The sequence below is a fragment of the Leifsonia sp. 2MCAF36 genome (assembly GCF_052115525.1).
Lineage (GTDB): Bacteria > Actinomycetota > Actinomycetes > Actinomycetales > Microbacteriaceae > Leifsonia.
Genome location: NZ_JBFRGV010000005.1, coordinates 213376 through 238576 on the forward strand (window position 1 = coordinate 213376; position 25201 = coordinate 238576).

General features: G+C 69.7%; 24 protein-coding genes. 14 read left to right on the forward strand and 10 right to left on the reverse strand.

From position 1 onward, the window contains the following. Window positions 1-16: 16 nt before the first annotated feature. Together AB4079_RS09880 and pheA are read right to left on the reverse strand one after the other, a co-directional pair. Window positions 17-646: a hypothetical protein gene (locus AB4079_RS09880; protein ID WP_441787120.1), complete on the reverse strand. Its 630-nt coding sequence runs from the start codon at window positions 644-646 to the stop codon at window positions 17-19. Window positions 647-742: 96 nt separating this feature from the next. Further along, window positions 743-1711 (reverse strand): prephenate dehydratase, encoded by a 969-nt coding sequence (gene pheA, locus AB4079_RS09885; protein WP_441787121.1) that lies wholly within the window; start codon window positions 1709-1711, stop codon window positions 743-745. A gap of 115 nt (window positions 1712-1826) precedes the next feature. Between pheA and AB4079_RS09890 the strand changes: the two genes are divergently transcribed. Together AB4079_RS09890 and pgm are read left to right on the forward strand one after the other, a co-directional pair. Next, a complete protein-coding gene (locus AB4079_RS09890; RefSeq protein WP_441787122.1) occupies window positions 1827-2546 on the forward strand; it encodes a hypothetical protein in 720 nt (239 codons plus the stop codon). A gap of 64 nt (window positions 2547-2610) precedes the next feature. Further along, window positions 2611-4230 carry a phosphoglucomutase (alpha-D-glucose-1,6-bisphosphate-dependent) gene (gene pgm, locus AB4079_RS09895; RefSeq protein ID WP_441787123.1) on the forward strand — a complete coding sequence of 540 codons (1620 nt, stop codon included), beginning with the start codon at window positions 2611-2613 and terminating at the stop codon, window positions 4228-4230. 144 nt (window positions 4231-4374) lie between these two features. Here pgm and AB4079_RS09900 read toward each other — a convergent pair whose 3' ends face one another. Together AB4079_RS09900 and AB4079_RS09905 are read right to left on the reverse strand one after the other, a co-directional pair. Then, window positions 4375-5208, reverse strand: a complete 834-nt coding sequence (locus AB4079_RS09900) for a M15 family metallopeptidase (RefSeq protein ID WP_441787124.1) — start codon at window positions 5206-5208, stop codon at window positions 4375-4377. A 57-nt stretch (window positions 5209-5265) separates the two neighbouring features. Continuing rightward, window positions 5266-6174 (reverse strand): amidase domain-containing protein, encoded by a 909-nt coding sequence (locus AB4079_RS09905; protein WP_441787125.1) that lies wholly within the window; start codon window positions 6172-6174, stop codon window positions 5266-5268. Between the two features lie 313 nt (window positions 6175-6487). Between AB4079_RS09905 and AB4079_RS09910 the strand changes: the two genes are divergently transcribed. The 6 genes from AB4079_RS09910 (at window position 6488) to AB4079_RS09935 (ending at window position 14586) form a co-directional block, all read left to right on the forward strand. After that, entirely contained in the window at window positions 6488-8500 is a 2013-nt protein-coding gene (locus tag AB4079_RS09910) for an MDR family MFS transporter (RefSeq protein ID WP_441787126.1), read from the forward strand. Window positions 8501-8722: 222 nt separating this feature from the next. Further along, complete coding sequence (locus tag AB4079_RS09915) at window positions 8723-10045, forward strand: ABC transporter substrate-binding protein (protein ID WP_441787127.1); 1323 nt, start codon at window positions 8723-8725, stop codon at window positions 10043-10045. A gap of 70 nt (window positions 10046-10115) precedes the next feature. After that, entirely contained in the window at window positions 10116-11180 is a 1065-nt protein-coding gene (locus AB4079_RS09920) for a carbohydrate ABC transporter permease (RefSeq protein WP_441787128.1), read from the forward strand. After that, the gene (locus tag AB4079_RS09925) at window positions 11177-12067 is read left to right on the forward strand and encodes a carbohydrate ABC transporter permease (protein WP_441787129.1); all 891 of its coding nucleotides are present in this window, start codon (window positions 11177-11179) and stop codon (window positions 12065-12067) included. Before AB4079_RS09920 ends, AB4079_RS09925 begins: the two co-directional genes overlap by 4 nt. A 2-nt stretch (window positions 12068-12069) precedes the next feature. Continuing rightward, entirely contained in the window at window positions 12070-13536 is a 1467-nt protein-coding gene (locus AB4079_RS09930) for a GH1 family beta-glucosidase (protein ID WP_441787130.1), read from the forward strand. Between the two features lie 27 nt (window positions 13537-13563). Further along, a complete protein-coding gene (locus tag AB4079_RS09935) occupies window positions 13564-14586 on the forward strand; it encodes a LacI family DNA-binding transcriptional regulator (RefSeq protein ID WP_441787131.1) in 1023 nt (340 codons plus the stop codon). A gap of 109 nt (window positions 14587-14695) precedes the next feature. Here AB4079_RS09935 and AB4079_RS09940 read toward each other — a convergent pair whose 3' ends face one another. Beyond that, entirely contained in the window at window positions 14696-15241 is a 546-nt protein-coding gene (locus AB4079_RS09940) for a CGNR zinc finger domain-containing protein (RefSeq protein WP_441787132.1), read from the reverse strand. A gap of 45 nt (window positions 15242-15286) precedes the next feature. On the opposite strand from AB4079_RS09940, the gene AB4079_RS09945 reads away from it, so the two are divergent. The 3 genes from AB4079_RS09945 (at window position 15287) to AB4079_RS09955 (ending at window position 17956) form a co-directional block, all read left to right on the forward strand. After that, window positions 15287-16555 (forward strand): hypothetical protein, encoded by a 1269-nt coding sequence (locus tag AB4079_RS09945; protein WP_441787133.1) that lies wholly within the window; start codon window positions 15287-15289, stop codon window positions 16553-16555. 133 nt (window positions 16556-16688) lie between these two features. Next, entirely contained in the window at window positions 16689-17081 is a 393-nt protein-coding gene (locus AB4079_RS09950) for an SRPBCC family protein (RefSeq protein WP_441787134.1), read from the forward strand. A gap of 14 nt (window positions 17082-17095) precedes the next feature. Further along, entirely contained in the window at window positions 17096-17956 is an 861-nt protein-coding gene (locus tag AB4079_RS09955; RefSeq protein ID WP_441787135.1) for an alpha/beta fold hydrolase, read from the forward strand. 79 nt (window positions 17957-18035) lie between these two features. Here the strand turns inward: AB4079_RS09955 and AB4079_RS09960 are convergent, their stop codons facing one another. After that, window positions 18036-18860 carry a phosphatase PAP2 family protein gene (locus tag AB4079_RS09960; RefSeq protein WP_441787136.1) on the reverse strand — a complete coding sequence of 275 codons (825 nt, stop codon included), beginning with the start codon at window positions 18858-18860 and terminating at the stop codon, window positions 18036-18038. Window positions 18861-18966: 106 nt separating this feature from the next. On the opposite strand from AB4079_RS09960, the gene AB4079_RS09965 reads away from it, so the two are divergent. Further along, complete coding sequence (locus AB4079_RS09965; RefSeq protein WP_441787137.1) at window positions 18967-19401, forward strand: SRPBCC family protein; 435 nt, start codon at window positions 18967-18969, stop codon at window positions 19399-19401. A 3-nt stretch (window positions 19402-19404) separates the two neighbouring features. Here AB4079_RS09965 and AB4079_RS09970 read toward each other — a convergent pair whose 3' ends face one another. Then, window positions 19405-20310, reverse strand: a complete 906-nt coding sequence (locus AB4079_RS09970; protein ID WP_441787138.1) for a DNA-methyltransferase — start codon at window positions 20308-20310, stop codon at window positions 19405-19407. A gap of 31 nt (window positions 20311-20341) precedes the next feature. Here AB4079_RS09970 and AB4079_RS09975 point away from each other — a divergent pair, with 31 nt between their 5' ends. Continuing rightward, on the forward strand, window positions 20342-21220 hold the full coding sequence (locus tag AB4079_RS09975) for a hypothetical protein (RefSeq protein WP_441787139.1): 879 nt from the start codon (window positions 20342-20344) through the stop codon (window positions 21218-21220). Window positions 21221-21438: 218 nt separating this feature from the next. Here AB4079_RS09975 and AB4079_RS09980 read toward each other — a convergent pair whose 3' ends face one another. Next, window positions 21439-21915, reverse strand: coding sequence for an ATP-dependent zinc protease family protein (locus AB4079_RS09980; protein ID WP_441787140.1), 477 nt, complete (start codon window positions 21913-21915; stop codon window positions 21439-21441). 26 nt (window positions 21916-21941) lie between these two features. Here AB4079_RS09980 and rimK point away from each other — a divergent pair, with 26 nt between their 5' ends. Further along, entirely contained in the window at window positions 21942-23141 is a 1200-nt protein-coding gene (gene rimK / locus AB4079_RS09985; RefSeq protein ID WP_441787141.1) for a 30S ribosomal protein S6--L-glutamate ligase, read from the forward strand. 119 nt (window positions 23142-23260) lie between these two features. On the opposite strand, the gene AB4079_RS09990 is transcribed toward rimK, so the two are convergent. Together AB4079_RS09990 and AB4079_RS09995 are read right to left on the reverse strand one after the other, a co-directional pair. Then, window positions 23261-24394, reverse strand: a complete 1134-nt coding sequence (locus AB4079_RS09990) for a sensor histidine kinase (RefSeq protein ID WP_441787158.1) — start codon at window positions 24392-24394, stop codon at window positions 23261-23263. Next, complete coding sequence (locus AB4079_RS09995; RefSeq protein ID WP_441787142.1) at window positions 24394-25098, reverse strand: response regulator transcription factor; 705 nt, start codon at window positions 25096-25098, stop codon at window positions 24394-24396. The genes AB4079_RS09990 and AB4079_RS09995 overlap by 1 nt, the downstream gene beginning before the upstream one ends. Window positions 25099-25201: the final 103 nt, after the last annotated feature.

The window sequence follows — 25201 nt, forward strand, 5'->3', positions numbered from 1 at the left end:
TCGGAACGGGGCCGGGTCAGAGCTCGTCGTCGAGGGGAACGGGTTCCCGCGTCCGCCGCCCGGCGAGGGCCGTCAGGAACAGCAGGCCGACCAGGGTGAGCAGCCCGACGGTGATCAGCGGGCCGGCGAGCATCCAGCCGAGCTGCGCGAAGACGAGCGAACCGACGTCGCTGCTCGGTGTCGGACCGCTGTACGACGAGGTCACCGAGATGCAGTAGAGCACGATGCCGAGGAGCACGAACCCGGCGCCGACGATCCAGAGCGTGAGGATGATCGGGTTGCGGCGCGGGTCGAGCTCCAGTCGGGCGAGCAGGCCGGGGCCGCCGACCACGATCGCGGCATCCGTGAAGGGGGCCGTCTCTCTGCCGGACGGAGTGTCACGGGCGAGCGCGCTCGACGCATCCGCGAGCGCGAGAGTGGTGTCGTCGTCGGCCGCTGGAGCGACGCGATCCGGGTCGCGGTCCCGCTCGTCCGGCCGCTGCAGCACCGACGACGGGCGGCGGTACGCCGCATCCGGCGCGTTCTCGCGCACGCGGGTGCGCGGCCGCTCCCCGGGCTGCGGCTGGTAGCCGCGCTGGAAGGACGGGTCGAACCGCGGGTCGAAGCCGTCGGCTCGACCGCTGTCGTCATGCTCTTCGGCGACCATGCTGACCTCCCGACCGTCGTGCTGTTCGCAGCCTACGCCGACGGCGGTCGCTCGTGGACCGCAGCCTCGCCGGTCCCGTCGGTCACGCCTCGCCGGTCACCCCTCGTCGGTCAACGACGCCAGCCACTCGCGCGCCTCCGTGAACACGTCGTCCCGGTACCGCTGGTCGAACTCGACCGCAGCACCGTCCGCGCGCGGGTAGGAGCCGAGGAACATGACCGAGGGACTGAACCGCCGCAGCCCGAGGAGCGCATCCGCGACCCGCTCGTCACGGATGTGACCGTCGGCGTCGATGACGAACCGGTAGCGCCCGAGCTCGTCGCCGACCGGTCGCGACTCGATCAGGCTCAGGTTGACCCCGCGGGTGGAGAACTGCTCCAGCAGGTCGAGGAGGCTTCCCGGCCGGTCGTCGGGCAGCTCGGCGATCAGGCTGGTCTTGTCCGCGCCGGTCGGCTCCGGAACGCTGCGCGTGGTGCTGACCAGGACGAAGCGGGTGACCGCGTTGGCGTTGTCGCCGATGTTCTCGGCGAGCACGACCACCTCGTGGTGGTCCACGATGCCGGGAGGAGCGATGGCGGCGTCCGCTGCGCTGCCCTCGAAGAGGGAGGCCGCGGCGGCCACGTTGCTCGAGGCGGGAAGGTGACCGTGGTCCGGCAGGTGGCTGTCGAGCCACTGGTGGCATTGCGCGTAGGCGACCGGATGGGCGTTGATCGTCCGAACGTCGGCCAGCGTCGTACCGGGCCGGGCCACGAGCACGAAGTTCACGGGGACCAGGTACTCGCCGATGATGCGCAGCCCCTGGATGGTGGCCAGCGCATCCTGCGCGACCGACACGCCGCCCTCGATCGAGTTCTCGATCGCGATCATGGCGGCGACGCTGCGCCCCTCGACCACGTCGGCGAGCGCCTCGCCGAGGTTGTTGACGGCACGCCACTGCTTGCCGCGGGCCTCCGGCACCTGCTTCAGCGCGGCCTCCGTGAACGTGCCCGACGGCCCGAGGAAGCTGTACACGTCGTCGAGGGAGGCGGGCAGCTCGGCCGGAGCGCCGTCAGGAGCGGAAGACATGCCGCTCAGCCTACCGAGCCGTTGGCGGGAGCCAGCCGTCGCGTTAACGTGATTGCCCCGGCGCGCCGACGCTCAGGGCGTCCCGTCCGGGGCTTACAGCTGAAAGGATATCAGCTTGTCCCACCCGCGCGAAGTGCGCTGCACCACCATCGAGGAACTCATGCAACACATCGATCCGGCAACGCTGTCCTCGCTCCCTGACATCGTCGGCTCGGATCGTTTCGCGCCCTACCTGGCGGCCCAGGACGGATCGGAGGCCGAAGGGCTCCGCCTCTACGCCTGGAATATCGAAGCCTCAGCGGGCCTTCTGGGCGCATTCGCAGCGCTCGAAGTCGGTGTCCGCAACGCAATACATGGCCGGCTGACGGGCGTGTTCGCGCGTGCGGACTGGTGGACGCAAGCACCGCTCCGTGCGAGCGAGCGGGGCCAGATCGCGGACGCTGCGGCATATCTCGATAGGCGAAGAGGTGTCGGTTGCTGGAGCCCCGGCCACCTGATCGCCGAACTGCGGGCATCGTTTTGGGAAAGCCTCCTGGTAAACCGTTATCACGCGTCGCTCTGGGAACGCGGCCTTTCCGAGGCGTTCCCGAACTACTCCGGGCGGCGCGCAGAACTGCGCTCCCGGATGGAGCGGCTCCGACTCCTCCGCAATCGCGCGGCTCACCACGAACCGATCTTCGCTCGCGACCTCATGGTCGACCATGGATACATCTGCGACCTGGCCGGATATGTGAGCGCAGACCTGCGCACCTGGATCACCTCGCACTCGCGTTTGCCCGGAATCGTCGCCGATCGACCGGCCACAATCTCGGGCCAGCGGACTCCCCGGTTCTGATCGAGGGCGCTCCTCGTCCCTCCCCGACCTCGCCGGGAGCCAGCGGCCGTGGAAGAGTAGGGGCATGGACGAACGAGCCGGCACCCCCGCGCAGCCCTCCGACCTGATCGACGTCGACGCCCTGCGCAGGGCGTACTACGAGTTGAAGCCGGATGTCAGCATCCCGGAGCAGCGCGTGGTGTTCGGCACATCCGGCCACCGCGGGTCGTCGCTCAACACCGCCTTCAACGAGGACCACATCGCCGCGACCACCCAGGCGATCGTCGAGTACCGCAACAGCCAGGGCATCACCGGCCCGCTGTTCATCGGGGCGGACACCCACCTGCTGAGCGAGTTCGCCACGACGACTGCGCTCGCGGTGCTGGTCGGCAACGAGGTCCGCGTCCTCGTGGACGAGTTCGACGACTGGGTGCCGACCCCCGCCGTCTCGCACGCGATCATCCGCTACAACCGGCAAGGACATGACGACCAGGCGGACGGTATCGTCGTCACCCCGAGCCACAATCCGCCCTCCGATGGCGGCTTCAAGTACAACCCGCCGCACGGCGGACCGGCCGACACCGACGCCACGAGCTGGATCGCGAAGCGCGCCAACGAGATCATCGCCAACGGCATGACCGAGGTGCGGATGGCGGAGCCGTCCGGTGTCGAGACCTACGACTTCCGCGGCCACTACGTCGACGACCTCGAGAACATCATCGACGTGAAGGCCATCAAAGACAGCGGCATCCGGATCGGCGCCGACCCGCTCGGCGGAGCCAGCGTGAACTACTGGCAGGCGATCGCCGAGCGCTACGACCTCGACCTGACGGTCGTGAACCCGGACGTCGACCCGGCCTGGGGCTTCATGACGCTGGACTGGGACGGCAAGATCCGCATGGATCCCTCAAGCCCCTCGGCGATGGCCTCGGTGGTGGCGCGCCGCGCCGACTTCGACATCCTCACCGGCAACGACGCGGACGCCGACCGGCACGGCATCGTCACGCCCGACGGCGGGCTGATGAACCCGAACCATTACCTCGCTGTCGCGATCGAGTACCTGTTCCGCACCCGCACCGAGTGGCGGAAGGATGCGGCGGTCGGCAAGACGCTGGTGTCGTCGTCGATCATCGACCGGGTCGCCGAGTCGCTGGGCCGCAGGCTCTGGGAGGTGCCGGTCGGCTTCAAGTGGTTCGTCCCCGGCCTGATCGACGGGACGGTCGGCTTCGGCGGCGAGGAGAGCGCTGGCGCGAGCTTCCTCCGCTTCGACGGGACGGCGTGGACGACCGACAAGGACGGCATCCTGCTCGCCCTTCTCGCCAGCGAGATCCGCGCCGTGACGGGGAAGTCGCCCTCGGAGCTGTACCGCGAGCTGACCGAGCGGTTCGGCGACCCGGTGTACCAGCGGGTGGATGCGCCCGCGAGCCCCGAGCAGAAGGCCGCGCTGTCGAAGCTCGACGGCGACGCGATCACGGCCACCCAGCTCGCCGGTGAGCCGATCACCGCGAAGCTGAGCCGCGCACCGGGCAACGACGCGCCGCTCGGCGGCGTGAAGGTGCAGACCGAGAAGGCCTGGTTCGCCGCGCGACCCTCCGGCACGGAGAACGTCTACAAGATCTACGCCGAGTCGTTCGTCGGCGAGGACGACCTGCGCGAGGTGCAGGACGAGGCCAAGCGGATCGTCGGGGACGCGCTGGGCGCCTGACGTCGGGCCGCGCAAGGTTGGGGGAAGTGCCGCGGATCTCCGACTTTCCGCGGCCAGACGGAGAAGCGGGATCGGCCTGCACGAGATCTCCGACGGAGGCGCGCTGACCTCCGACGGAGGCGCGCCGATTTCGGACGGAGGGCCTCAGCCGGGGTAGGCGGTGCCGCCGGCGCAGCCGAAGAACTCTTCGAGCGTCGTCACGCCGGTGCTGTGCAGTTCGGTCGCCAGCGGGACGCCCACGTACCGGAAATGCCACGGCTCGTACGTGAAGCCGGTCACAGCGACCTTGTCGGCCGGGTAACGCAGGATGAAGCCGAAGCGCCAGTCGTTCGCCGCGAGCCAGCGGCCCTGCGCGGTCTCGCCGAAGCACGCGTCGAGCGAGCACTGCGCCGGCACCGCGCTGATGTCGACGGCGAGGCCGGTCTGGTGCTCGCTGTGGCCCGGGCGGGCGGTGTCCGTGTCGGCGTAGGCCTGACCGTGCGCGGCCACATCCTCGTCGTACACACGGGTCTGCGAATCGAAGGGGCGGTAGGCGCTCTGCACGGAGAAGTCGAGCCCCGCCTCGGCTTTGCCCGCCTGGAACATCGAGACGAGGCCTGCAGCGGTCGCCTGGCGCATCGGCTGCTGGTTGACGTAGACGACGTCAGGGTAGGTCAGGTCGGCGGGGGCGTAGCCGAGCGGAGTGAGCGCGCGCGGCTTGTTGACCACGACCCAGAGGCTGGCCGGGTCGTCGACCGAGAGGGCGGTCTTGTCGAACCCCACGACCGTCGGCGCCGGCGGGATGGTCGGCGTCGGTATGGGCCGCAGCGGCCGGGGGGTCGGCGCAGAGCGGTGCGGTGTCGGACGGTGGCTGGCGGGAGCGGCGGAGACCGCCGCGGACGCGCATCCCGCCAGGATCAGGACGGCCACGATCGCGCCGCCCACGCGGGCAGCCCGCATCGCATGAACCCGCCTGTCGCGGGCACCCCCCAGACTCACGGGCTGAGCATAGCTCACGCGGGAGGCCGTCCGGTGAGATCGGCCGCAAGCCGTCCGTTACTTCGAGAGGCTCCAGAAGTGGCCGACGCCGCCTGGGTGGTCGACGGTGATCGCCTGGTCGAGGTCGCGATAGTCGCTGTCCTCGTTGTGGCCGGCCATCTTGATCATGATCTTGCCGTTGACGTTCTGGACGCCGGAGACGATCTGCACGTGGTCCAGTGAGTCGTTGTCGTTCCAGTCGAACATCACGATGTCGCCGACCTTGATCTTGTCGCGCTGGTCGAACGAGTACTCCGTGAGCCCGAGCTGCGCCGCATTGGCGCGGAAGTAGTTGTCCATTGCGGGCACGTAGCCCCACGCCGGGCTCCACTTCGCTGCGGCGTCGCGGTTGTACCACTGGGCGTTCATCTGCCACCCGCGGGCGAGGAGCGTCTGGCTGACGAAGTTCGCGCAGTCGCCGCCGACCGGGTTGAGGTCACCGAACTCGGCGGTGTTGTAGTTCTTCCAGTAGGTGAGCGCGTAGGCGAGCTGCTTGTCCACCGGCGTCTGCACCTGGTAGTCGTAGCTGCCTGCCGCGGTGGTGACCGGCTTTCCGGTCTTGTCGGTGACCGTGACGGGGACGGATCCTGCCTGGAAGTTCGCCGCGGCCGGGACGTTCACGACCACCTTGTCCGCACTCGCCTGCGTGACGGTCGCCGGCTGACCGCCGATCTGGACCGTGCCAACCTTCTGAAGATTCGTGCCGGTGAGGGTCACCGTGCCGCCGGACACACTGCCCGTTGCGGGCTGGATGGACGACACCACCGACGACACCGGGGTCGCAGACGGCGCCACGGCGTGGGCGACGGCCTTCGTCACGGGCGATGGCTCACCGGCGCACGCGGTGAACGCGAGGGCGGCTGTCGCGGCGACGGCGGTGAGGACGACCGCGCGACGGGCGCGACGGTGGGCGCTGAGAGGACTCATACATCCTTCGTGGCGGATTGAGAGGTGGGGGGCGGGGACCTTTCAACGGTACGCCTGGATTATTTGCGTGACCTGGAAGGGGGCCATTTTGTTCGTTTTCCACCGCATCCCGACCGCATGTGGCCGCTTTCATCGCGGGATCCGGCGCACCGTTCGCTGGTGGCGAACGCCCCCCGCCGATCCGGTTGGCCTGCGTTGTGGCCGACGTGGCAGGGGGTGTAACTTTGCAGTCTCCGCAAAATTCTTTTGCCCCACACCGGTGTGACGTTCCGCTGACGGGCGTCCCCTCACCCGACTCTCGACACGGAGACAGATGTCCACTCAGACCAGCGCGGCGAACACCGCTCCCCAACCGATCATGTCGCACCGGCAGATCCTGTTCGTGATCTTCGGCCTCATGGCCGGCATGTTCCTCTCCGCCCTCGACCAGACCGTCGTCGGTACCGCCATCCGCACCATCGGTGACGACCTCCACGGCCTCAGCGAGCAGGCGTGGGTGACGACCGGATACCTGATCGTCTCGACGATCTCGACGCCGATCTACGGCAAGCTCTCCGACATCTTCGGCCGGCGGCCGCTGTTCGTCATCGCGATCCTGATCTTCATCGCCGGCTCCGTCCTGGCGTCGTTCTCGACGTCGATGATCGAGCTCGCCGCCTTCCGCGCCATTCAGGGCCTGGGCGCCGGTGGACTCATGTCGATGCCTCTGGCGATCATGGGCGACATGCTCGCGCCGCGCGAGCGCGCCAAATACCAGGGGTACTTCCTCGCGGTATTCGGCATCTCGAGCCTCATCGGCCCGCTGATCGGCGGGCTCTTCGCCGGTGCCGACCAGATCCTCTGGATCGCCGGGTGGCGCTGGGTGTTCCTCATCAACGTCCCGATCGGCATCCTCGCCCTCGGCATGGTGTTGCGGTTCCTCCACCTGCCGAAGCGTGAGCGCGGCTCGGCCCGGATCGACTGGTGGGGGGCCGCCGGCGTCATCGTCGCCCTGGTGCCGCTCCTCCTGGTGGCCGAGCAGGGCCGCGACTGGGGCTGGGGCAGCCCCGCTGCGATCGCCTGCTACGTGATCGGTGTCGTCGGCGTCATCGCGTTCATCTTCATCGAGATCGCGATGAAGGACGACGCGCTCATCCCGATCAAGCTGTTCCGTTCCAGCACGTTCTCGATGGCGACCATCATCGGCGTCTTCGTCGGTTTCGGGATGTTCGGCGCGATGCTGACCCTGCCGCTGTACCTGCAGCTCGTGCTCGGCTCCTCGCCGACCGTGTCGGGCCTGCAGCTGCTGCCGATGATCCTCGGTCTGATGATCTCGTCGATCGCCTCCGGCCAGATCATCGCGCGCACCGGCCGCTACCGGCAGTTCCCGATCATCGGTACGGCCATGCTCGCCGGCGGGTTCTTCTACCTCACGTTCATCAAGGTGGGCGACTCGTACTGGTTCATCGCCGGTGCGATGCTGCTCATCGGTCTCGGCCTCGGCCAGCTGATGCAGACCCTGACGATCGCCAGCCAGAACTCGGTGGGCCTGCGCGATATGGGTGTCGCGACCAGCGCCTCCACGTTCTTCCGTCAGATCGGTGGAACGCTCGGCACCGCCGTGCTGCTGTCGCTGCTCTTCACGGTGTTCCCGACGAACATCCAGAACGCACTGTCCGACAAGGCGACCCTGACCAGCGCTTTGGATGCCGCCCTCACGCCCTCGGTGGCGAACGCCCCCGAGAACAAGCAGATCATGGATCAGATCTACAACAAGATCGTCGACCCGATCGAGAAGGGCGCCCAAGCGCAGGCGCAGCAGGCGGGCGCCGCCCCGATCGACTTCTCGGACCCGGCCCAGCGCGCCAACGTCGTGTCCAAGGCGGTCCCGCAGGTCCAGGCGCAGCTCGAGAAGTCGAGCAACGCGGGGAACAGCAGTTCCGCCACCAACGACACGTCGTTCCTGAACAACGCGGACCCGCGGCTCTCGCAGCCGTTCCTGGTCGGCTTCAACGCCTCGGCGGTGCAGGTCTACTGGGTCGCGATGATCGTCGTGCTACTGGCCTTCGTGCTCACGCTGTTCTTCAAGGCCCCGCCGCTGCGCGCCAAGTCGGCGTTGCAGGAGGCGGCGGACAACGCAGCGGACGAAGCGGACGCTCAGGCCGAGAAGGACCGCGCACTGACCCCCGTCGGCGTACTCGCGTCTGCGGCGGAGGACGACGACGCCGAGGAGTACGACACCGGCATCCTCGCCAACCGGGCGGCAACGGAGTTCGGCGCCTTGATCGAGCCCGGTGCCGACACCGCATCCACGCGGGCCCAGCGGCCGCGGCCCGCGATCGACTGACGTTCCACTCCGCCGAAACGGCCGTCACCTCTATGAGGTGGCGGCCGTTTTGCGTTTCTCCCGGAATCACGGCGATGAGAGCGCGATCATTAAAGACTTGACAGGACCGCCCGAGCCGTTCTAGATTCTCATGAAACGCGTGAGAGCGCTCTCACACCCTTCGAATGAGAGCGCTCTCAGCGCACCAAGTGCAGACAGACCCGAACCACAAAGGAGTGAACCGTGAAGCTTTCACGACGCGTGAGGATCGCAGCGGCCGTCGCCGGCGCAGCATCCTTCGCCCTCATCGCAGCCGGATGCTCGTCGAGCGGCGGCAGCGGATCGAGCTCGGACCCCATCACGCTGAGCGTCACCACGTTCGGCACCATGGGCTTCGACAAGCTCTACTCGCAGTACGAGAAAGAGCACCCCGGCATCAAGATCAAGGCCACCAACATCGACACCGGTGACAACGCGCTCACCGACTGGCAGACGAAGGAAGCGGCCGGCAGCGGCCTCCCCGACGTGCAGGCCGTCGAAGAGGGCTGGCTCAGCAAGGTCATGCAGGTCTCCGACCAGTTCAACGACCTGAAGGACTACGGCGCCAACGACATCACGGACCGCTGGGTCGACTGGAAGCTCAAGCAGGCCACCGACAAGAGCGGCCGGATCATCGGCTACGGCACCGACATCGGACCGGAGGGGCTCTGCTACAACGGCAAGCTCTTCGCCGCGGCCGGCCTGCCCAGCGACCGCGAGTCGGTCGCCAAGCTGTTCGGCGGCGCGAACGCGACCTGGGACGACTACTTCACAGTCGGCCAGCAGTACAAGGCCGCCACCGGTAAGGCCTTCTACGACCAGTCCGGCTTCATCTGGAACGCCATGGTGAACCAGCAGCCCGAGGGCTACTACACCAAGGACGGCAAGCTCAACATCGAGAACAACAGCGACCTCAAGGCGCTGTGGTCGAAGCTCGCCTCGGGCGCCGCAGCCGGCCTCTCCTCGAACCAGACCCAGTGGGACTGGGGCAAGGGCAAGGCGTTCACCGACGGCTCCTTCGCCACGTTCGTGTGCCCGGGCTGGATGCTCGGCGTCGTGCAGGGACAGGTCAAGGCGGGCGGCGGAGACGCCACCACCGGCTGGGACTTCGCCAACGTGTTCCCGGGCGGCGCAGCCAACTGGGGCGGGTCGTTCCTGACCGTGCCGAAGCAGTCCAAGCACCCGAAGGAGGCTGCAGCCCTCGCCGCCTGGCTGACCACCGCCAAGTCGCAGGTCCAGACCTTCCAGGCCGCCGGCACGTTCCCGTCGGTGACGGCTGCGCAGTCCGACTCCGGTGTCACCGGGGCCAGCGACCTGACGAAGTTCTTCAACAACGCACCCGTGGGGCAGATCCTCAGTGAGCGCGCGAAGGGTGTCGTCGCGCAGTACAAGGGGCCCGACGACTCCGTCATCCAGTCGCAGGTCTTCGGCCCCTCCGTGCAGCAGCTCGACTCCGGCAAGGCGAACGGCGACCAGGCGTGGAGCAACGCCATGAAGCTGCTCAACCAGCTGGTCGTCAACAAGTAACCCGAACCACCAAACCCCGGGCCCCCGCTGTGAGACGTGCGGCGGGGGCCCGCTCCACGGGAGAAACGCCATGACCACCACCGCCACACGGGAGACCGCACCCGCCGCCCCCTCGTCGCCGCGCGGGCGAGCCGGCCGCGGCGGCCTCACCTACAAGCAGCGGCTCAGCCGCTTCGATGTGAAGGCGTCGCCCTACTTCTACGTGGCGCCGTTCTTCATCCTCTTCGCGCTCGTCGGACTGTTCCCGCTGATCTACACGTTCGTCGTCTCGCTCAACAACTGGAACCTGCTCACCGGACCCGGCGAGTGGGTCGGCTTCAAGAACTACGCGGCCGAGCTGTCGGACCCGTTCTTCTGGAACTCGCTGTTCAACACCCTCAGCATCTTCCTGCTGTCCGCCATCCCGCAGCTGATCGCGGCCGTGTTCATCGCCGCGATCCTCGACCAGAACATCCGGTCGAAGACGTTCTGGCGGATGAGCGTCCTGCTCCCCTACGTGGTGACCCCGGTCGCTGTGACGCTCATCTTCTCGAGCGCCTTCGACGAGAAGTACGGCCTGATCAACAACATGCTCCAGGCCGTCGGCCTCGACCCGGTGATGTGGAAGACCGAGACGTTCCCGTCGCACGTCGCGATCGCCACCATGGTCAACTGGCGGTGGACGGGCTACAACGCGCTCATCCTGCTGGCCGCCATGCAGGCGGTGCCCCGCGACATCCACGAGTCGGCGGCCCTCGATGGCGCCGGGTCGTTCCGCCGGTTCTTCTCGATCACGCTGCCGAGCATCCGCCCGACGATGATCTTCGTGATCATCACCGCGACCATCGGCGGCCTGCAGATCTTCACGGAACCCAAGCTGTTCAACCCGTCCAGCGCCGTCCCCGGCGGGCCGCAGCGGCAGTACCAGACCACCGTGCTCTACCTGTGGGACATGGCCTTCAACCGGCAGAACTTCGGCAAGGCCTCCGCGATCGCGTGGCTGCTGTTCCTGCTCATCGTCATCTTCGGGGTGCTCAACTTCCTGATCTCGCGCCGGATCGCCTCCACCGAATCCCGGCTTCATCGCAAACGGACCGCCCGCCGCCTGCAGGCGTCGCGCATCCTGGCCGCCGCCAGTGAGGAGAAGAACCTGTGACCGCCACCGCCCGCACCACCGCGCCAACAGGGCGCACGGCCACCCGCGCAGCCAAGCGCCGCGCGCTCGGCATCGACCGCCGTCCCGGATTCCTGACCTACGGCATCCTGCTGGCCATCTTCATCGGCGGCGCCTACCCGCTGTGGTGGTCGTTCGTCGCCGGCTGCAGCGACAGCAGCGTCCTCACGGCCACCTGGCCGCCGCTGCTACCCGGCGGCCGGTTCTGGACGAACATCGGCCAGGTGCTGGACACGGTCCCGTTCTGGCAGGCGCTCGGCAACTCGATCATCGTCGCGACGGTCATCACCGCGTCGGTCGTCGCGTTCTCCACCCTCGCCGGTTATGCCTTCGCGAAGCTGCGCTTCCGGGGGCGCGAGGGCCTCATGGTGTTCGTCGTCGCGACGCTCGCCGTCCCGACGCAGCTCGGCATCATCCCCCTCTTCATGGTGATGAAGCAGTTCGGCTGGACCGGGACGCTCGGCGCGGTCATCGTGCCCACCCTGGTCACCGCGTTCGGGGTCTTCTTCATGCGGCAGTACCTGGTCGACGTCATCCCGGACGAGCTGATCGAGGCTGCCCGTGTGGACGGCGCGAACATGATCCGCACGTTCTGGCACGTCGGCGTCCCCGCGGCACGGCCGGCGATGGCCATCCTCGGCCTGTTCACGTTCATGACCGCGTGGACCGACTACCTGTGGCCGCTGCTCGTCGCGCCGCAGAACCCGACCCTGCAGGTGGCGTTGAGCCAGCTGCAGTCGGCGAAGTACGTCGACTACTCGATCGTGCTCGCCGGAGCCGTGCTCGCCACCATCCCCCTGCTGATCCTCTTCGTGCTCGCCGGCCGGCAGCTCGTCTCCGGCATCATGGCCGGCGCTGTGAAAGGTTGAGAATGAATCGCACCTGGCCCGCCGACTTCCTCTGGGGGTCGGCCACCGCTGCCGCGCAGATCGAGGGCGCCGCCCACGAGGACGGCAAAGAGGACTCGATCTGGGATGCGTTCGCCCGCGTCCCCGGCGCGATCGCGGGCGGCGACACCCCCGAGGTCGCCGTGGACCACTACCACCGCATGCCGCAGGACGTCGCACTGATGGCGTCCCTCGGACTGCAGTCGTACCGCTTCTCGACCTCGTGGGCCCGAGTCAAGCCGGGCGACCGCGAGATCAATCCGGCCGGGGTGGAGTTCTACGACCGGCTGGTCGACGAGCTGCTCGGCGCCGGCATCCTGCCCTGGCTGACCCTGTACCACTGGGATCTGCCGCAGGCGGTCGAGGAGACCGGTGGATGGGCGTCCCGCGACACGGCGTACCGGTTCCGCGACTACGCGGTCGCCGTCTACGAGGCGCTCGGCGACCGGGTCGACCACTGGACGACCTTCAACGAGCCGCTCTGCTCATCGCTGATCGGCTACGCGGGCGGCGAGCACGCGCCCGGCCGACGGGAGCCCCGCGCGGGCCTCGCCGCCCTGCACCACCAGCACCTCGCGCACGGGCTGGCTGCTGCGGCGATCCGCTCGCTGGCTGCGGAACAAGGTCGCGAGGACGGCCTCCAACTCGGCATCACCCTCAACCTGACGACCGCGGTGCCGAACGACCCGGCGGATCCCGCCGACCGAGAAGCCGCTCGCCGCATCGACGGCCTCTGGAACCGGATGTACCTCGAGCCGCTGCTGCTCGGTGCGTACCCCGCCGACGTGCTGGAGGACGTGCGCGAGTTCCGTTTTGAGGAGCTGGTGCACGACGGCGACCTGGCCACCATCGCCCAGCCGCTCGATTTCCTCGGCGTGAACCACTACCACGACGACAACGTCAGCGGGCACGCGCAGGGGGAGGACGCACCCCCGGCCGTGGTGCCGACCGCGCGTCCGACCTCGTCCCCGTTCGTCGGCAGCGAGTACGTGACGTTCCCCTCGCGGGACCTGCCGACCACCGCGATGGGCTGGGAGGTCAACCCGGACGGGCTGCGCAGCCTGCTCGGGCGGCTCACCCGCGACTACCCGACCCTGCCGCCGCTGTACGTCACCGAGAACGGCGCCGCCTACGACGACGTCATGGCGGAGGACGGGAGCGTGCACGACACGGATCGTGAGGCCTACATCCTCTCCCACATCGACGCGGTCGGCCGCGCCATCGACGAGGGCGCGGACGTGCGCGGCTACTTCGTCTGGACGCTGCTCGACAACTTCGAGTGGGCGTGGGGGTACGCGAAGCGGTTCGGGATCGTGCGGGTCGACTACGAGACCCAGGAACGGACCGTGAAGGACTCCGGGCACGCGTTCGCCCGGGTCATCGCCGCCGCTCGCGCCGGCGAGGGCACCGTCGAGGGCACAGTGGAGAGGGCCGCCGCGTCGCGCGTCTAGCATGGACGCAAGCGACGAGGAGACCCGATGACGACGGAGCAGATCGCAGCCCGTGCGGTTCCGACCCTGGAGGCCGTCGCCGCGCGCGCCGGCGTCTCCCGGGCGACCGTCTCGCGCGTCGTCAACGGCTCGCCGAAGGTGACCGCCGAGGTGGTTGCGGTCGTCGAGCGGGCCATCGCCGACCTCAACTACGTCCCCAACCGGGCGGCACGATCCCTGGCCTCGCGGCGCACGGAGGTGGTGGCGCTGGTGGTGCCGGAGTCGACGGCCAAGGTCTTCGCCGACCCGTTCTTCGCATCCATCGTGCAGGGCGTCGCTCTGAGCCTCTCGGACACCGAGTACACGCTCAACATGGTGATCGCGTCGGAGACCAACCCGGACAAGACGCGGCGCTACCTGATGAGCGGCAACGTGGACGGTGCGCTCGTCGTCTCGCACCATTCCGGCGACCACTCCTACGCGCAGCTGGGCGCCTCCCTGCCGCTGGTGTTCGGTGGACGACCGGTCAGCGAGACGGAGCACTCGTCGTACTACGTGGATGTCGACAACGTGGCGGGCGCGCAGGTCGCCGCCCAACACCTCATCGACCGCGGCCGCCGCAACATCGCGCTCATCACCGGACCGCAGGACATGCCCGCCGGCCTCGACCGCTACAACGGCTGGAAGCGGGCAATGGATGGCGCGGGACTCGACACCTCGATGGTCGCGTACGGCGACTTCTCGCCCGCGTCGGGCCTGGATGCGATGCGCCGGCTGCTCGCCGACGGCCGGCCCATCGACGGACTGTTCGCCGCCAACGACCAGATGGCGGCAGGTGCATACTCGGCGATCCACGAGGCCGGGCTCAGCATCCCGGGCGACATCGCGGTAGTCGGGTACGACGACGACAGCTTCGGCCTGATGTCCACGCCGCCGCTGACCACGGTGCACCAGCCGTCGATCGCCCTCGGCGAGGCGATGGCGCGGGTGCTGGTCGGCCTGCTCGCGGGCGAGCCGGTCGAGCGGGTAACGCTGCTCCCTACGGAGCTGGTGGTGCGGCAGAGCTCCTGACCGCTCTCCGTCCGCGTGGGCGGGGCGCTCCGGGCGTCGAGTCGTGAGTAGACGCGCCTCTCCGCGCCGAGTCGCGACATGATGTCGCTACTGGAGGCTGGGGCGGGGGTCAGCCGCGAACGGACCGCTTGCGGGCGCGGTAGGCCGCCGCCTTGGCGCGGTCGCCGCAGCCGGCCATGCCGCACCAGCGGCGGTTGGAGGCGCGCGAGGCATCCAGGAACGGCCTCGTGCAGTCTGTGCCCTCGCACCACTTCAGGTGCTCGATGTTCTGGGGGCGGAAAGCGTCGATGGCCGCCCGCGCCACCGCCGCGAGGCAGGCGGCGAGGTCGCCGGTCGTGCGGACGCTGCGGTCGGCGGCGAGGGCCGCGACCGGGATGGAGGCGGAGGCGTAGCCGTCGAGCACGGCGAGGTCACGCTCCCCGAGCAGGACGCCGACGTCGGTCGTCAGCAGGCGCCAGATCGTCTCGCGCAGCCGAAGAGCTTCACGGTGACCCGGTGCATCGACCGCAGGCGGCACATCCACGACCCCGGCGTCGACGAACCACTGAGCGAGCGCGGCCGGAGTGGGCACACGCTCCTCGGCGGTCGTGCGTCGCTCGGCGACCGTCGCGACGAAGTCGAGCGCAAGGTTGCCCGCCACGAATTCGAAACTCACGTCACCATCTTGACAGGTGACGCGAGGCGGGGCAACGTGCTGTTCATGAGCGGACGGAACGGCGTCGTCGTCTACATCACCGCGGCGGTCGCCGCACGGTCGGCCGACGCCGGCGCCATCGTCGCTGCGGTCCTCGCGGGCACTGCCGTCGCGGGTCCGGCCGCCGGCGGGATGCTCGCCGCCGCGCTGACCATCCCGCACCTGATCGGTCCGCTCGCGGGCCGCCTCCTCGATCGACGCCGTCGGCCGGGCCCGGTGCTCGCCGCCGCGTTCGCCTGGTACGGGGTGTTCGTCGTGGCGGCAGCGGCGCTGCTGCCACTCTCGGTCGTGGGCGCAGGGGCTGCGCTGGCCGCGGCGGGATGCGCGGGACCCCTCGTCACCGGAGGTCTGAGCAGCAGGTTGGCCGGCATCCTGGACGCACCGGGACGCCGCGACCCCGCCGGACGCGGACAACGACGCGGGCAGGCACTCGACGCCCTCACGTACGGCGTCGCCGGCACCGCCGGTCCGGCCGCGGTCGCGGTGGCGGCGAGCACGCTGACCCCCGGCGGAGCGCTGGCCGCAACCGCCGCGCTCCTCGGGCTCGCCGCCGTCGCTGTGTTGTGGCTGCCCGCATCGCAACCGGTGCCGAAGCGGGCCGGGGGCGGCTCGGTGCTTCGACTCCTGATCGCCTCCTCGCCGTTACGGCGGACGACCATCGCGACCGTCGGGTCGGCCACCGCGCTGGCGTCGGCGCCCGTGATCGCGGCTGCACTCGCGACCGAGCGCGGCGCGGGCCCGTCCACCACGGGCGTCCTGATGTCGCTGTACGGTGCGGGCGGGCTCCTGGCGTCACTCCTGCTGATCGCGCGTCCGCTGACCGGCGATCCGGAACGTCTGGTGCGACTCGGCGTGATGGTCACCGGCGGCACCCTGCTCCTCCCCCTCCTGTCGCTCGCCGTACCGGGCGCCGCGAGGGTCGTCGGCGGGGTGGCGTTCGCCGTCATGGGAGCGGCGGGCTCCGCCCTGTTCGCGGCCACTCTCGCGGCCCGCACCGAGTACGCGCCTCCCGGAGCGGCCGCCCGCGTCTTCGCGACCGTCGCCGGTGTGAAGGTCGGCGGCAGCGCGCTGGGGGTTGCCGCGGCCGGGCTGGTCGCGCCGCTCGGACCCGGCATACTGACCGTGTGCGCCTCCGCCGTCTGCGCGCTGACGCTCGCCGTCGTGGCTGTCGACGCGCGGGTCAGTGCCGAGTCGCGACATCACGTCGCGACTCGGCCCGGGAAGCAGCAGGTACTCACGGGTCAGCGGCGGGCGGAGCGGCCCGAGGCGCCCTGAGGCCGGGCGGTCGCGCGGGCGGCTGCGTCGGGCGGCTGCGTCGGGCGGCTGCGTCGGGCGGCTGCGCGGGGCTGTCGCGCGGGCGGCTGCGCAGGACGGTTGCGCGCTCCCCTGCCGGGCGTACCGTCGCGGCATGCCCACCTACACCGCATCCCGGCTGCTCGACGGCGACGCCGACGAGTATTTCGACTACGTCTCCGACCCGGAGAACCTGCCCGCCTACTTCCCGCGGGTGACCGCGGCGCACGAGCTGCCCGACGGCAAGGTGGAGACGACCGCGCAGGTCGACACCGACCGCGACGGGACGGACGAGACCGTCACGTCGGAGGCCACGTTCGACGTCGACCGTGCCGCCCGAGAGGTGACCTGGTCGGCTCCGGGCCCGCACGACTATCACGGCTCGCTCCGGCTCACCGACGAGGGAGTCGAGCTCACCATCCACACGACGCACGGCTTCGACGGGATGCAGCAGGCGCTCGACGGCTCGCTCGCGAAGATCGCCGAGAACCTGCGCGCGCAGGCCTGAGGCCACCGCGACCCGTGTTCGACGGATTCCAGACCTCCGACATCGACGTCGGCGACGCGCGCATCCACGTCCGGCACGGCGGCGAGGGCCAGCCTTTGGTTCTGCTCCACGGGCACCCGCGCACCGGCGCCACCTGGCACCGCGTCGCACCGCTGCTCGTGCGGCAGGGGTTCACCGTGGTCGTACCCGACCTCCGTGGCTACGGGCGCTCGACGGCTCCGGATCCGCGACCCGACCACGCGCAGGCGTCGAAGCGGGCGATGGCGGGCGACATCCTGAGCGTCATGCGCACCCTCGGGCACGACCGGTTCGACCTGGTCGGGCACGACCGGGGCAGCTACGCCGCCTTCCGGCTGGCGATGGACCACCCCGAAGCGGTGCACCGTGTGGCCCTGCTGGACTGCATCCCCATCGTCGAGCACCTCGACCGCATCACCCCCGAGTTCGCGACGGCCTGGTACCACTGGTTCTTCTTCGCGCAGCCGCACATCCCGGAACGCGTGATCGGCGCTGACCCGGACGCCTGGTACGGCGGCGACCTGGAGGCGATGGGCGCGGAGAATTTCGCGGAGCGACGTGCTGCCGTCCACCGCCCCGAGGTGGTGGTCGGCATGCTGGAGGACTACCGCGCGGGGCTGACCGTCGACCGCGCCGACGAGGAGGCGGACCGCGCCGCGCGCCGACGTCTGACCATGCCGCTGCTCGTGCTGTGGTCGCTGCGCGACGACCTGGAGCAGCTGTTCGGCGACCCCGTCGCTATCTGGCGCGGCTGGGCAGAGGATGTGCGGGGCCGCGGCATCGACTCCTCACATCACGTAGCCGAAGACGCGCCCGGGCCCCTGGCCGAGGCGCTCACGTCGTTCTTCCACCCCTGACGCGGATTCGAGGTGCTCGACGTTGCTGCCGACACGCCGGGATGAGGAGCATGTACGAGCACCTCGGCAGCGGGCTGCGTCAGGCCAGGCGGCGGTAGAGGCGGTTGCCGAGGGCGGCCAGCACGAGCCCGGACGCCACGATCGCCGCCTCGCCGCCCGCGTACGCGACGAGCAGGTGCTGCGTGCCCGACTGCGTCGAGAAGTAGGTGACCAGCAGCGAGATCACCGAGCCGAGCGCGCACGCCACGCCGATCCAGACCATGGGCCAGAGCTTGCTGCGCACGGGCGGCTCCGCCCCGGGGAGCCGCAGCCAGGAGAGGACGATTCCGGCCAGGCAGCCCCAGAAGGCCACCACGAGCATCCCCGCGATGACATCGCTCGGACGGTGCCACTGCTCGACCAGGGTGGATGCGCCCGCCGCGATCGTGAAGACCGCCCCGCCGACCGCCGCGAGGGGCCGGTAGCGCGGCGACGTCAGGAGGAACACCACGAGGGCGGCCGAGGCGGCGACCGCCGTATGGCCGGACGGGAGCGAGTTGGCGAGCCCCACATCCACCCCCTTCTCGGGCCGCGACAGGATGGTGTACTTCAGCACCTGCGTACTCACGTTCGCCCCGACCGCGGCCCCGACCGCGACAGCGAAGACCAGCCAGTTGCGCCGGACGAGCACGATCGCGATCGCGATCAGTGCGCCGATCACGACCGACGCCGCCGGCAGGACGTTGAGGAAGCCGTGGGCGAACTCGATCAGGTCGCCCTTCCAGGCGTCCGCTCCGGCGAACGCACGCTCGTCGATGACCTGCCCGATGTAGCTCCGCACGAAGACGAGGTAGACCGCCACGAACAGTCCCGCCGTCACGAGCGCACCCCACAGGAAAGGCAGGGTCCGGAGGCTCGATCGCATAGTGCATCCACCCTTCCACACACGACTCTGAGATTTCCGGATGAACGCCGAACAGAGGGAGAACTCCGCTGCTGCATCAGCTGTGGACGGGTGTAGACCGAGCACCATGAAACAGTTCGTGAACACCATCGACATCGAGGCGCCGGTGCACGAGGTCTACCTCGCTCTCCGCACACTCGACGCCTACCCGGCGTGGTTGGGCCGCTCGGTCGTCTACCGGGGCACCCGCGTTCCCCGTCCCACATCGTCGGACGTCTACGAGGACACGACTACCATCGGCCGGATGCGCGGGCAGCTGGTCGACGAGCGCCCGGATCGGGAGCTCCACTTCCACCAGGCGGTGCGCTCCGGCCGGGTCGACGCCGACATCCGCTACGCCGTCGACCCCGCCGGCCCGGTCACCCGCGTCACCCGAGTCGGCGAGGTGACCACGCACGGTGCCTTCCGTGCGATGCAGCCGGTGCTAGTCCGGATGGCAGCGGCCGAGAGCCGGCGCACGATGCGCGCACTGAAGGCGCACGTCGAGCACCCCGAGCAGTGACGCTCAGCCGACGAAGCGGACCTCGTGCTCGCGGCCGCCATCGCTTGACTCCGCGCCCAGCCGCCCCCGCATGACCGCGACCGCATCCGGGTTGCTGTCGACCAGCAGGAACCGCCGGCCGAGGGATGCCGCCACCGCGCCGGTCGTGCCGCTGCCGGCGAAGAAGTCGAGCACCCAGTCGCCCTCGCTGCTGGAGGCCTGGACGATGCGTCGGAGCACGCCTTCCGGTTTCTGGGTCGGGTAGCCGGTCTTCTCGCGGCCGGTCGGCGACACGATGGTGTGCCACCAGACGTCCGTGGGGAGCTTGCCGAGCTGTGCCTTCTCGGGCGTCACCAGCCCGGGCGCCATGTACGGCTCGCGTTCGACCGCGGCCGAATCGAAGTGGTACGCCGACGGATCCTTCACGTAGACGAGGATCGTGTCGTGCTTGGCGGGCCAGCGGTTCTTGGGCTTCGCGCCGTAGTCGTACGCCCAGATGATCTCGTTGAGGAACGACTCGCGGCCGAACAGCGCATCCAGCAGAACCTTCGCGTAGTGCGACTCGCGGTAGTCGAGGTGGAGGTACAGCGTGCCGTCGTCAGCGAGCACCCGCCACGCCTCGATGAGCCGCGGCTCCAGGAAGCCCCAGTAGTCCTCGAACCGGTCGTCGTAGCGCAGGAGGTCGCCTTTGATGCGCTCGTAGCTGCGGCCCTTGAAGCCGATCACGCTGCCCGCGCCGCCCTCCGACCGCACGGACGTGAGGGTCTGCCGGGCCTGCGGACGGCCGGTGTTGAACGGCGGATCGAGGTAGATCAGGCGGAAGGACGCATCCGGCAGGCCGGCCAGCACGTCGAGGTTGTCACCGTGCACGACGGTGCTGGGTGCGTCTGGATGCCACAGCGGTCCAGGGGAGGGAGCGGGCTGCGACATGCGACCATTCTCGCAGCGGAGAGAATGGACTGTGCACAATCTCGGTCTGCTCTTCGACGTCGACGGTCCTCTCGCGAGCCCCGTCACCCGCACCATCGCCATCCGCAGCATCGTCACCGACCTGGTGTCGATGGCCGCGGCCGGTGTCCCGATCGCGTTCATCACGGGCCGGTCGGGCGATTTCATCCGCAACCAGGTGGTGAGCCCGCTGTGCGACGCGGGGCTGGCGGAAGCCCTCGACCAGCACGGCGCGCGCATGTTCGGCGTGTTCGAGAAGGGTGGCGCGTGGGCGCCGATCACGGGCGAGGGGATGGGCGCGGTCACCGTCGACGAGGCCGTCGCGTTCTCGCCCGAGGCGGTGGACGGCATCCGTCGGCTCGTTCGTGACCGCTTCGCCGACACGATGTTCTTCGACGAGACGAAGCGCGCGATGATCTCGGTCGAGCAGCGGACCGACGTGGATGCGGAGACGTACCAGGAGGCGCAGGACCGGTTCCAGGATGCGGCCTTCGACCTCCTCACCGGCCTCGGCGTCGGCCTGCGCTACGGCGAGCGCACGGTTCCCGATGCGGACGGCGCCGTTCCGTACCGCATCGACCCGACGATCATCTCCACGGATATCGAGTCGGTGCTGCTCGACAAGGACCGGGGAGCGCAGCGCGCGTTCGACTACTTCGCCGCGCGCGGTCCGTTGCCGCGGCGGTGGCGTTCGGTCGGCGACTCCCGCAGCGACTACAAGATGGCCGACTTCGTGCACGACGCGGGCTACGAAGTCGCTCATGTGGATGTGCGCCCCGCCGACGGCGTGCTCGACCGGCCCTACGAGGTGATCACCATCGGCGACGCCATCCACGACGACGCCGGGGCGGAGTTCCTCGCCCACTGGCGCCGCGAGCTGGGGCTGGTGTAGCCAGCGCTCGCCTCGTCGAGTTGGGAGGAGACCGGGCCGTCGCCCGCCACCGTCTCCTCCGTTTCCGCGCGCGACCGGCGTGTCGCCGGCAGAACTCCTCCGTTTTCGATGCCTCCGAAACGGAGGAGTTGCGGACCACGAACCGGCGTGTCGGCACCAAAGGGAGGAGTTGCGGGACGGTACAGCCGGGAACGCCCGCGTTTCCCACCGAGGTCAGCTCAGCCGAGTTCGCGACCGCGGTTGCGGCGGCGGATCTCGCGCGGCGCGCGACCGCCGAGGAACGACCGGGCCGGGTCGACCACGAAGCCCTGCCGCAGCGCCTCGCGTCCGACCAGCATCCGGAACCCCATCTGGTCGCGGTTGGTGAGCGTCGTCTCGGCCCGGACCTCCCGGCCGCCGAGCACGAGATCGAGCAGCACGACAATGCGCTCCTCGGTGTGACCGGACGAGCTGCGGACCACGCGCCGGTCGTGCACTTCGCACTCGGCGGTGACCGCATCCCGGTCGGAGTCCTGCCACGGGTGCACCTGGAACCGCACCCGGTCGCCGGGGAGCTCCTCGATGTGGAACGCGTGGAGGGAGGAGCTGCGCGCTCCGGTGTCCACCTTCACCTTGATCCACGGCACGCCGATGCCCGGCAGACCGGCCCACTCACGCCAGCCGACCGTGTCGGTGGTTGGATGGGTCTCGGCCATTCCCCCATCTTCGCAGGAGCAGACCCGTGAAACTCGCCATCCTCTCGCGCGCCCCGCACGCGTACTCGACGCAGCGGCTGCGGTCGGCGGCGGAGAACCGCGGTCACACGGTGAAGGTGCTCAACACCCTGCGCTTCGCGATCGATCTCTCGGGGGAGGAGCCGGACTTGCAGTACCGCGGGCGCCTGCTGTCCGATTACGACGCGATCCTGCCGCGCATCGGCAACTCGATCACGTACTACGGCACGGCGGTCGTGCGCCAGTTCGAGCAGATGGACGTCTACACGCCGAACACCGCGAACGGCATCACCAACTCGCGCGACAAGCTGCGCGCGACGCAGATCCTCTCGCGTCACAACATCGGCATGCCCCGGACGGCGTTCGTGAACAGCCGCGCGGACGTGCAGATGGCGATCGAGCGGGTCGGCGGGGCGCCGGTCGTCATCAAGCTGCTCGAGGGAACGCAGGGCATCGGCGTCATCCTCGCCCCGGAGGCCAAGATCGCGGAGGCGATCATCGAGACGCTGCACTCGACGAAGCAGAACGTCCTCATTCAGAGCTTCATCGCCGAGAGCCGGGGCCGCGACATCCGCGCGCTCGTCGTCGGCGACCGCGTGGTGGCGGCGATGCGGCGGGTGGCGAGCGGCGACGAGTTCCGCTCGAACGTGCACCGCGGCGGAACCGTCGAGAAGGTCACGCTGACGCCGGAGTTCGAGGAGGCCGCGGTGCGCTCGGCACAGATCATGGGGCTGCGGGTGGCCGGCGTCGACATGCTGGAGGGCAAGGACGGCCCGCTGGTGATGGAGGTCAACTCCTCACCCGGCCTCGAGGGCATCGAGCGTGCGACCGGGCTGGATGTGGCCGGCGCGATCATCGACTTCATCGACAACCAGGTGGCGTTCCCGGAGATCGACGTGCGCCAGCGGCTCAGCGTCTCCACGGGCTACGGCGTCGCCGAGCTGCTCGTGCACACCAACGCCGACCTGGTCGGCAAGGCGCTGCGCGACTCCGGACTCGGCGACCGCGACATCTCGGTGCTCACGCTGCACCGCGGGACGTCCGTCATCCCGAATCCGCGCAGCACGGTGGTGCTGGAGTCGGGCGACCGGCTGCTCTGCTTCGGCCGGCTGGAGGAGATGCGGTCCATGATCCCGGACCGCCGGAAGCGTCGGGCCAAGGTGCGGAAGCTGCCGAAGGAAGCGCAGGAGGCCCTCACCGAGGAGTGACCACCGCCACGTCCGGCGCACGGGTCCGCTGCCGTTTGTCGCGACGGACGCTGCTCGCGCAGCCGCGGACGTGACAAGCGACGGCGGACACCGCCGGGCGTTCAGTCGGAGGGGCGCGGTCAGGTTGTGGATGGGAGGACCAGCGAGACGCGGAAGCCGTCCGCGTCGTGCCCAGCACTCACCGAGCCGCCGTGGGCCTCCGCGACCGCGCGCACGATCGCGAGGCCGAGCCCGGCACCCGACGAGACCGCGTCGCCCGCGTCGCGGCTGCGTGCGGCGTCGCCGCGCCAGCCGACCTCGAACATGTCGCGGAGACTCGCCTCCGGAACGCCGGAGCCGCGGTCGAGCACCGCCAGCTCGACCTGCTGCGGCTCGCAGCGGGCCGCCGCCGTCACGACGCTGCCCGGTGGCGCGTGGCGCACCGCGTTCGCCAGCAGGTTGACGATCGCGCGATTGAGCAGCCGCGGGTCGGCCTGCACCTCCGCCGCACCGGAGAGGCGGTGTTCGACGGTCACCCCGCGCGCCTCCGCCACCGGGCGCACGTCGGCGACCGCGTCCGACACCAGGTCACGCACATCCACCGGCTCGCGCCTCGGCCGAAGCACCCCGCTCTGCAGACGCGACAGCTCGAACAGGTCGTCCACCAGACCCGACATCGCGTCCGCCTGCTGCCGGAGGCGCCTGATGTACTGACGCTCGTCACCCGCTACGCCTTCGTCGAGCGCCTCCGCCAGCGCGCGGACCCCGGTCAGCGGGGTTCGGAGGTCGTGCGAGATCCACGCGAAGAACGTGCGGCGGGACGCATCCAACTGCTCCAGCTCGGCCCGCGCTGCGGCCAGCCGCGCGGACGCCTCCGCAAGCTCGGCGGAGACCGCCGCGAGCTCGCGTCCACCGTGCCGGCCGGCATCCACCACCTGGCCGTCGCCCACGAGTCGCGCCGATTCGCGCAACCGCCCGAGCGACTGGCGGACGGGACGGCCGACCACCCAGGCTGCGGCAAGGCTCATCACCGCGGATACCCCCACGATCCACGACAGAACGGTGAGGTCGTGTGGCGAGAAGAACATCTCGGCGCCGATCACCACGGCCGACAGCCCGATCGAGACCACCGCCGTGCCGACCACGACGGTGAAGCGGGAGACGATGGATGCGCTCCGCCACACCCCGAGGACGACGGCCGCCGCGAGCACGACGGCAGCCGTGCAGCCCGCGGTCGTGAGCACGATCAGCTGCAGGTCGCCTGCGCTCGGCATCACGGTGCCACCGCCACGACGAAGCGGTAGCCCGCGCCCCACTCCGTAACCAGGTGTTGCGGCTCCCGCGGGTCCGGCTCGATCTTCTCGCGCAGGCGGCGCACATGGACGGTGACGTTCGACGGGTCGCCGCTGTCCCATCCCCACACCTCGCGGAGCAGCTCTTCGCGGCTCACCACACGGTCAGGATTGCGGATCAGGTGGAGCAGCAGCTCGTACTCGCGGGAGGTCAACGAGATCGGCCTGCCGCCGCGGAGCACAGCCCGACGCGCCGGATCGACTCGGAACGGACCGACATCGAACGCGCGGGCCTCCGACGGCTCCGCTCTGCGGCGACGGACGAGCGCGTTCACCCGCAGCAGCAGCTCGCGGAGGGCGAACGGCTTCGCGAGGTAGTCGTCGGCGCCGCGCTCCAGCCCGTCGATGCGATCCTCCACGGCGTCGAGCGCAGTCAGCATGATGATCGGGAGCCGCGGATCGATCGCCCGGGCCTCGCGGCACAGTTCGTCTCCGCTGATGCCGGGGAGCATGCGGTCGAGCACCAGGACGTCCGGACGGGCGTCGCGCAGAGTTCGGAGGGCGGTGACGCCGTCGCCGTGGGCTTCCACCCGGTAGCCGGCGGATACGAGGTAGTCGCGTACCACCTGCCGAACCGCCGGGTCGTCCTCGACGATCATCGCCACGGGAGGTCGCTGCTCGATCACGGTGTCAAGTCTCCCGGGTAATCGACGGCGGCGGCGAAGTCCTTACAGTGCTGAAATCTTCGGCCGCCGGCGCTGGTGGGCTGGCTAGCTTCAGTCTCATCGA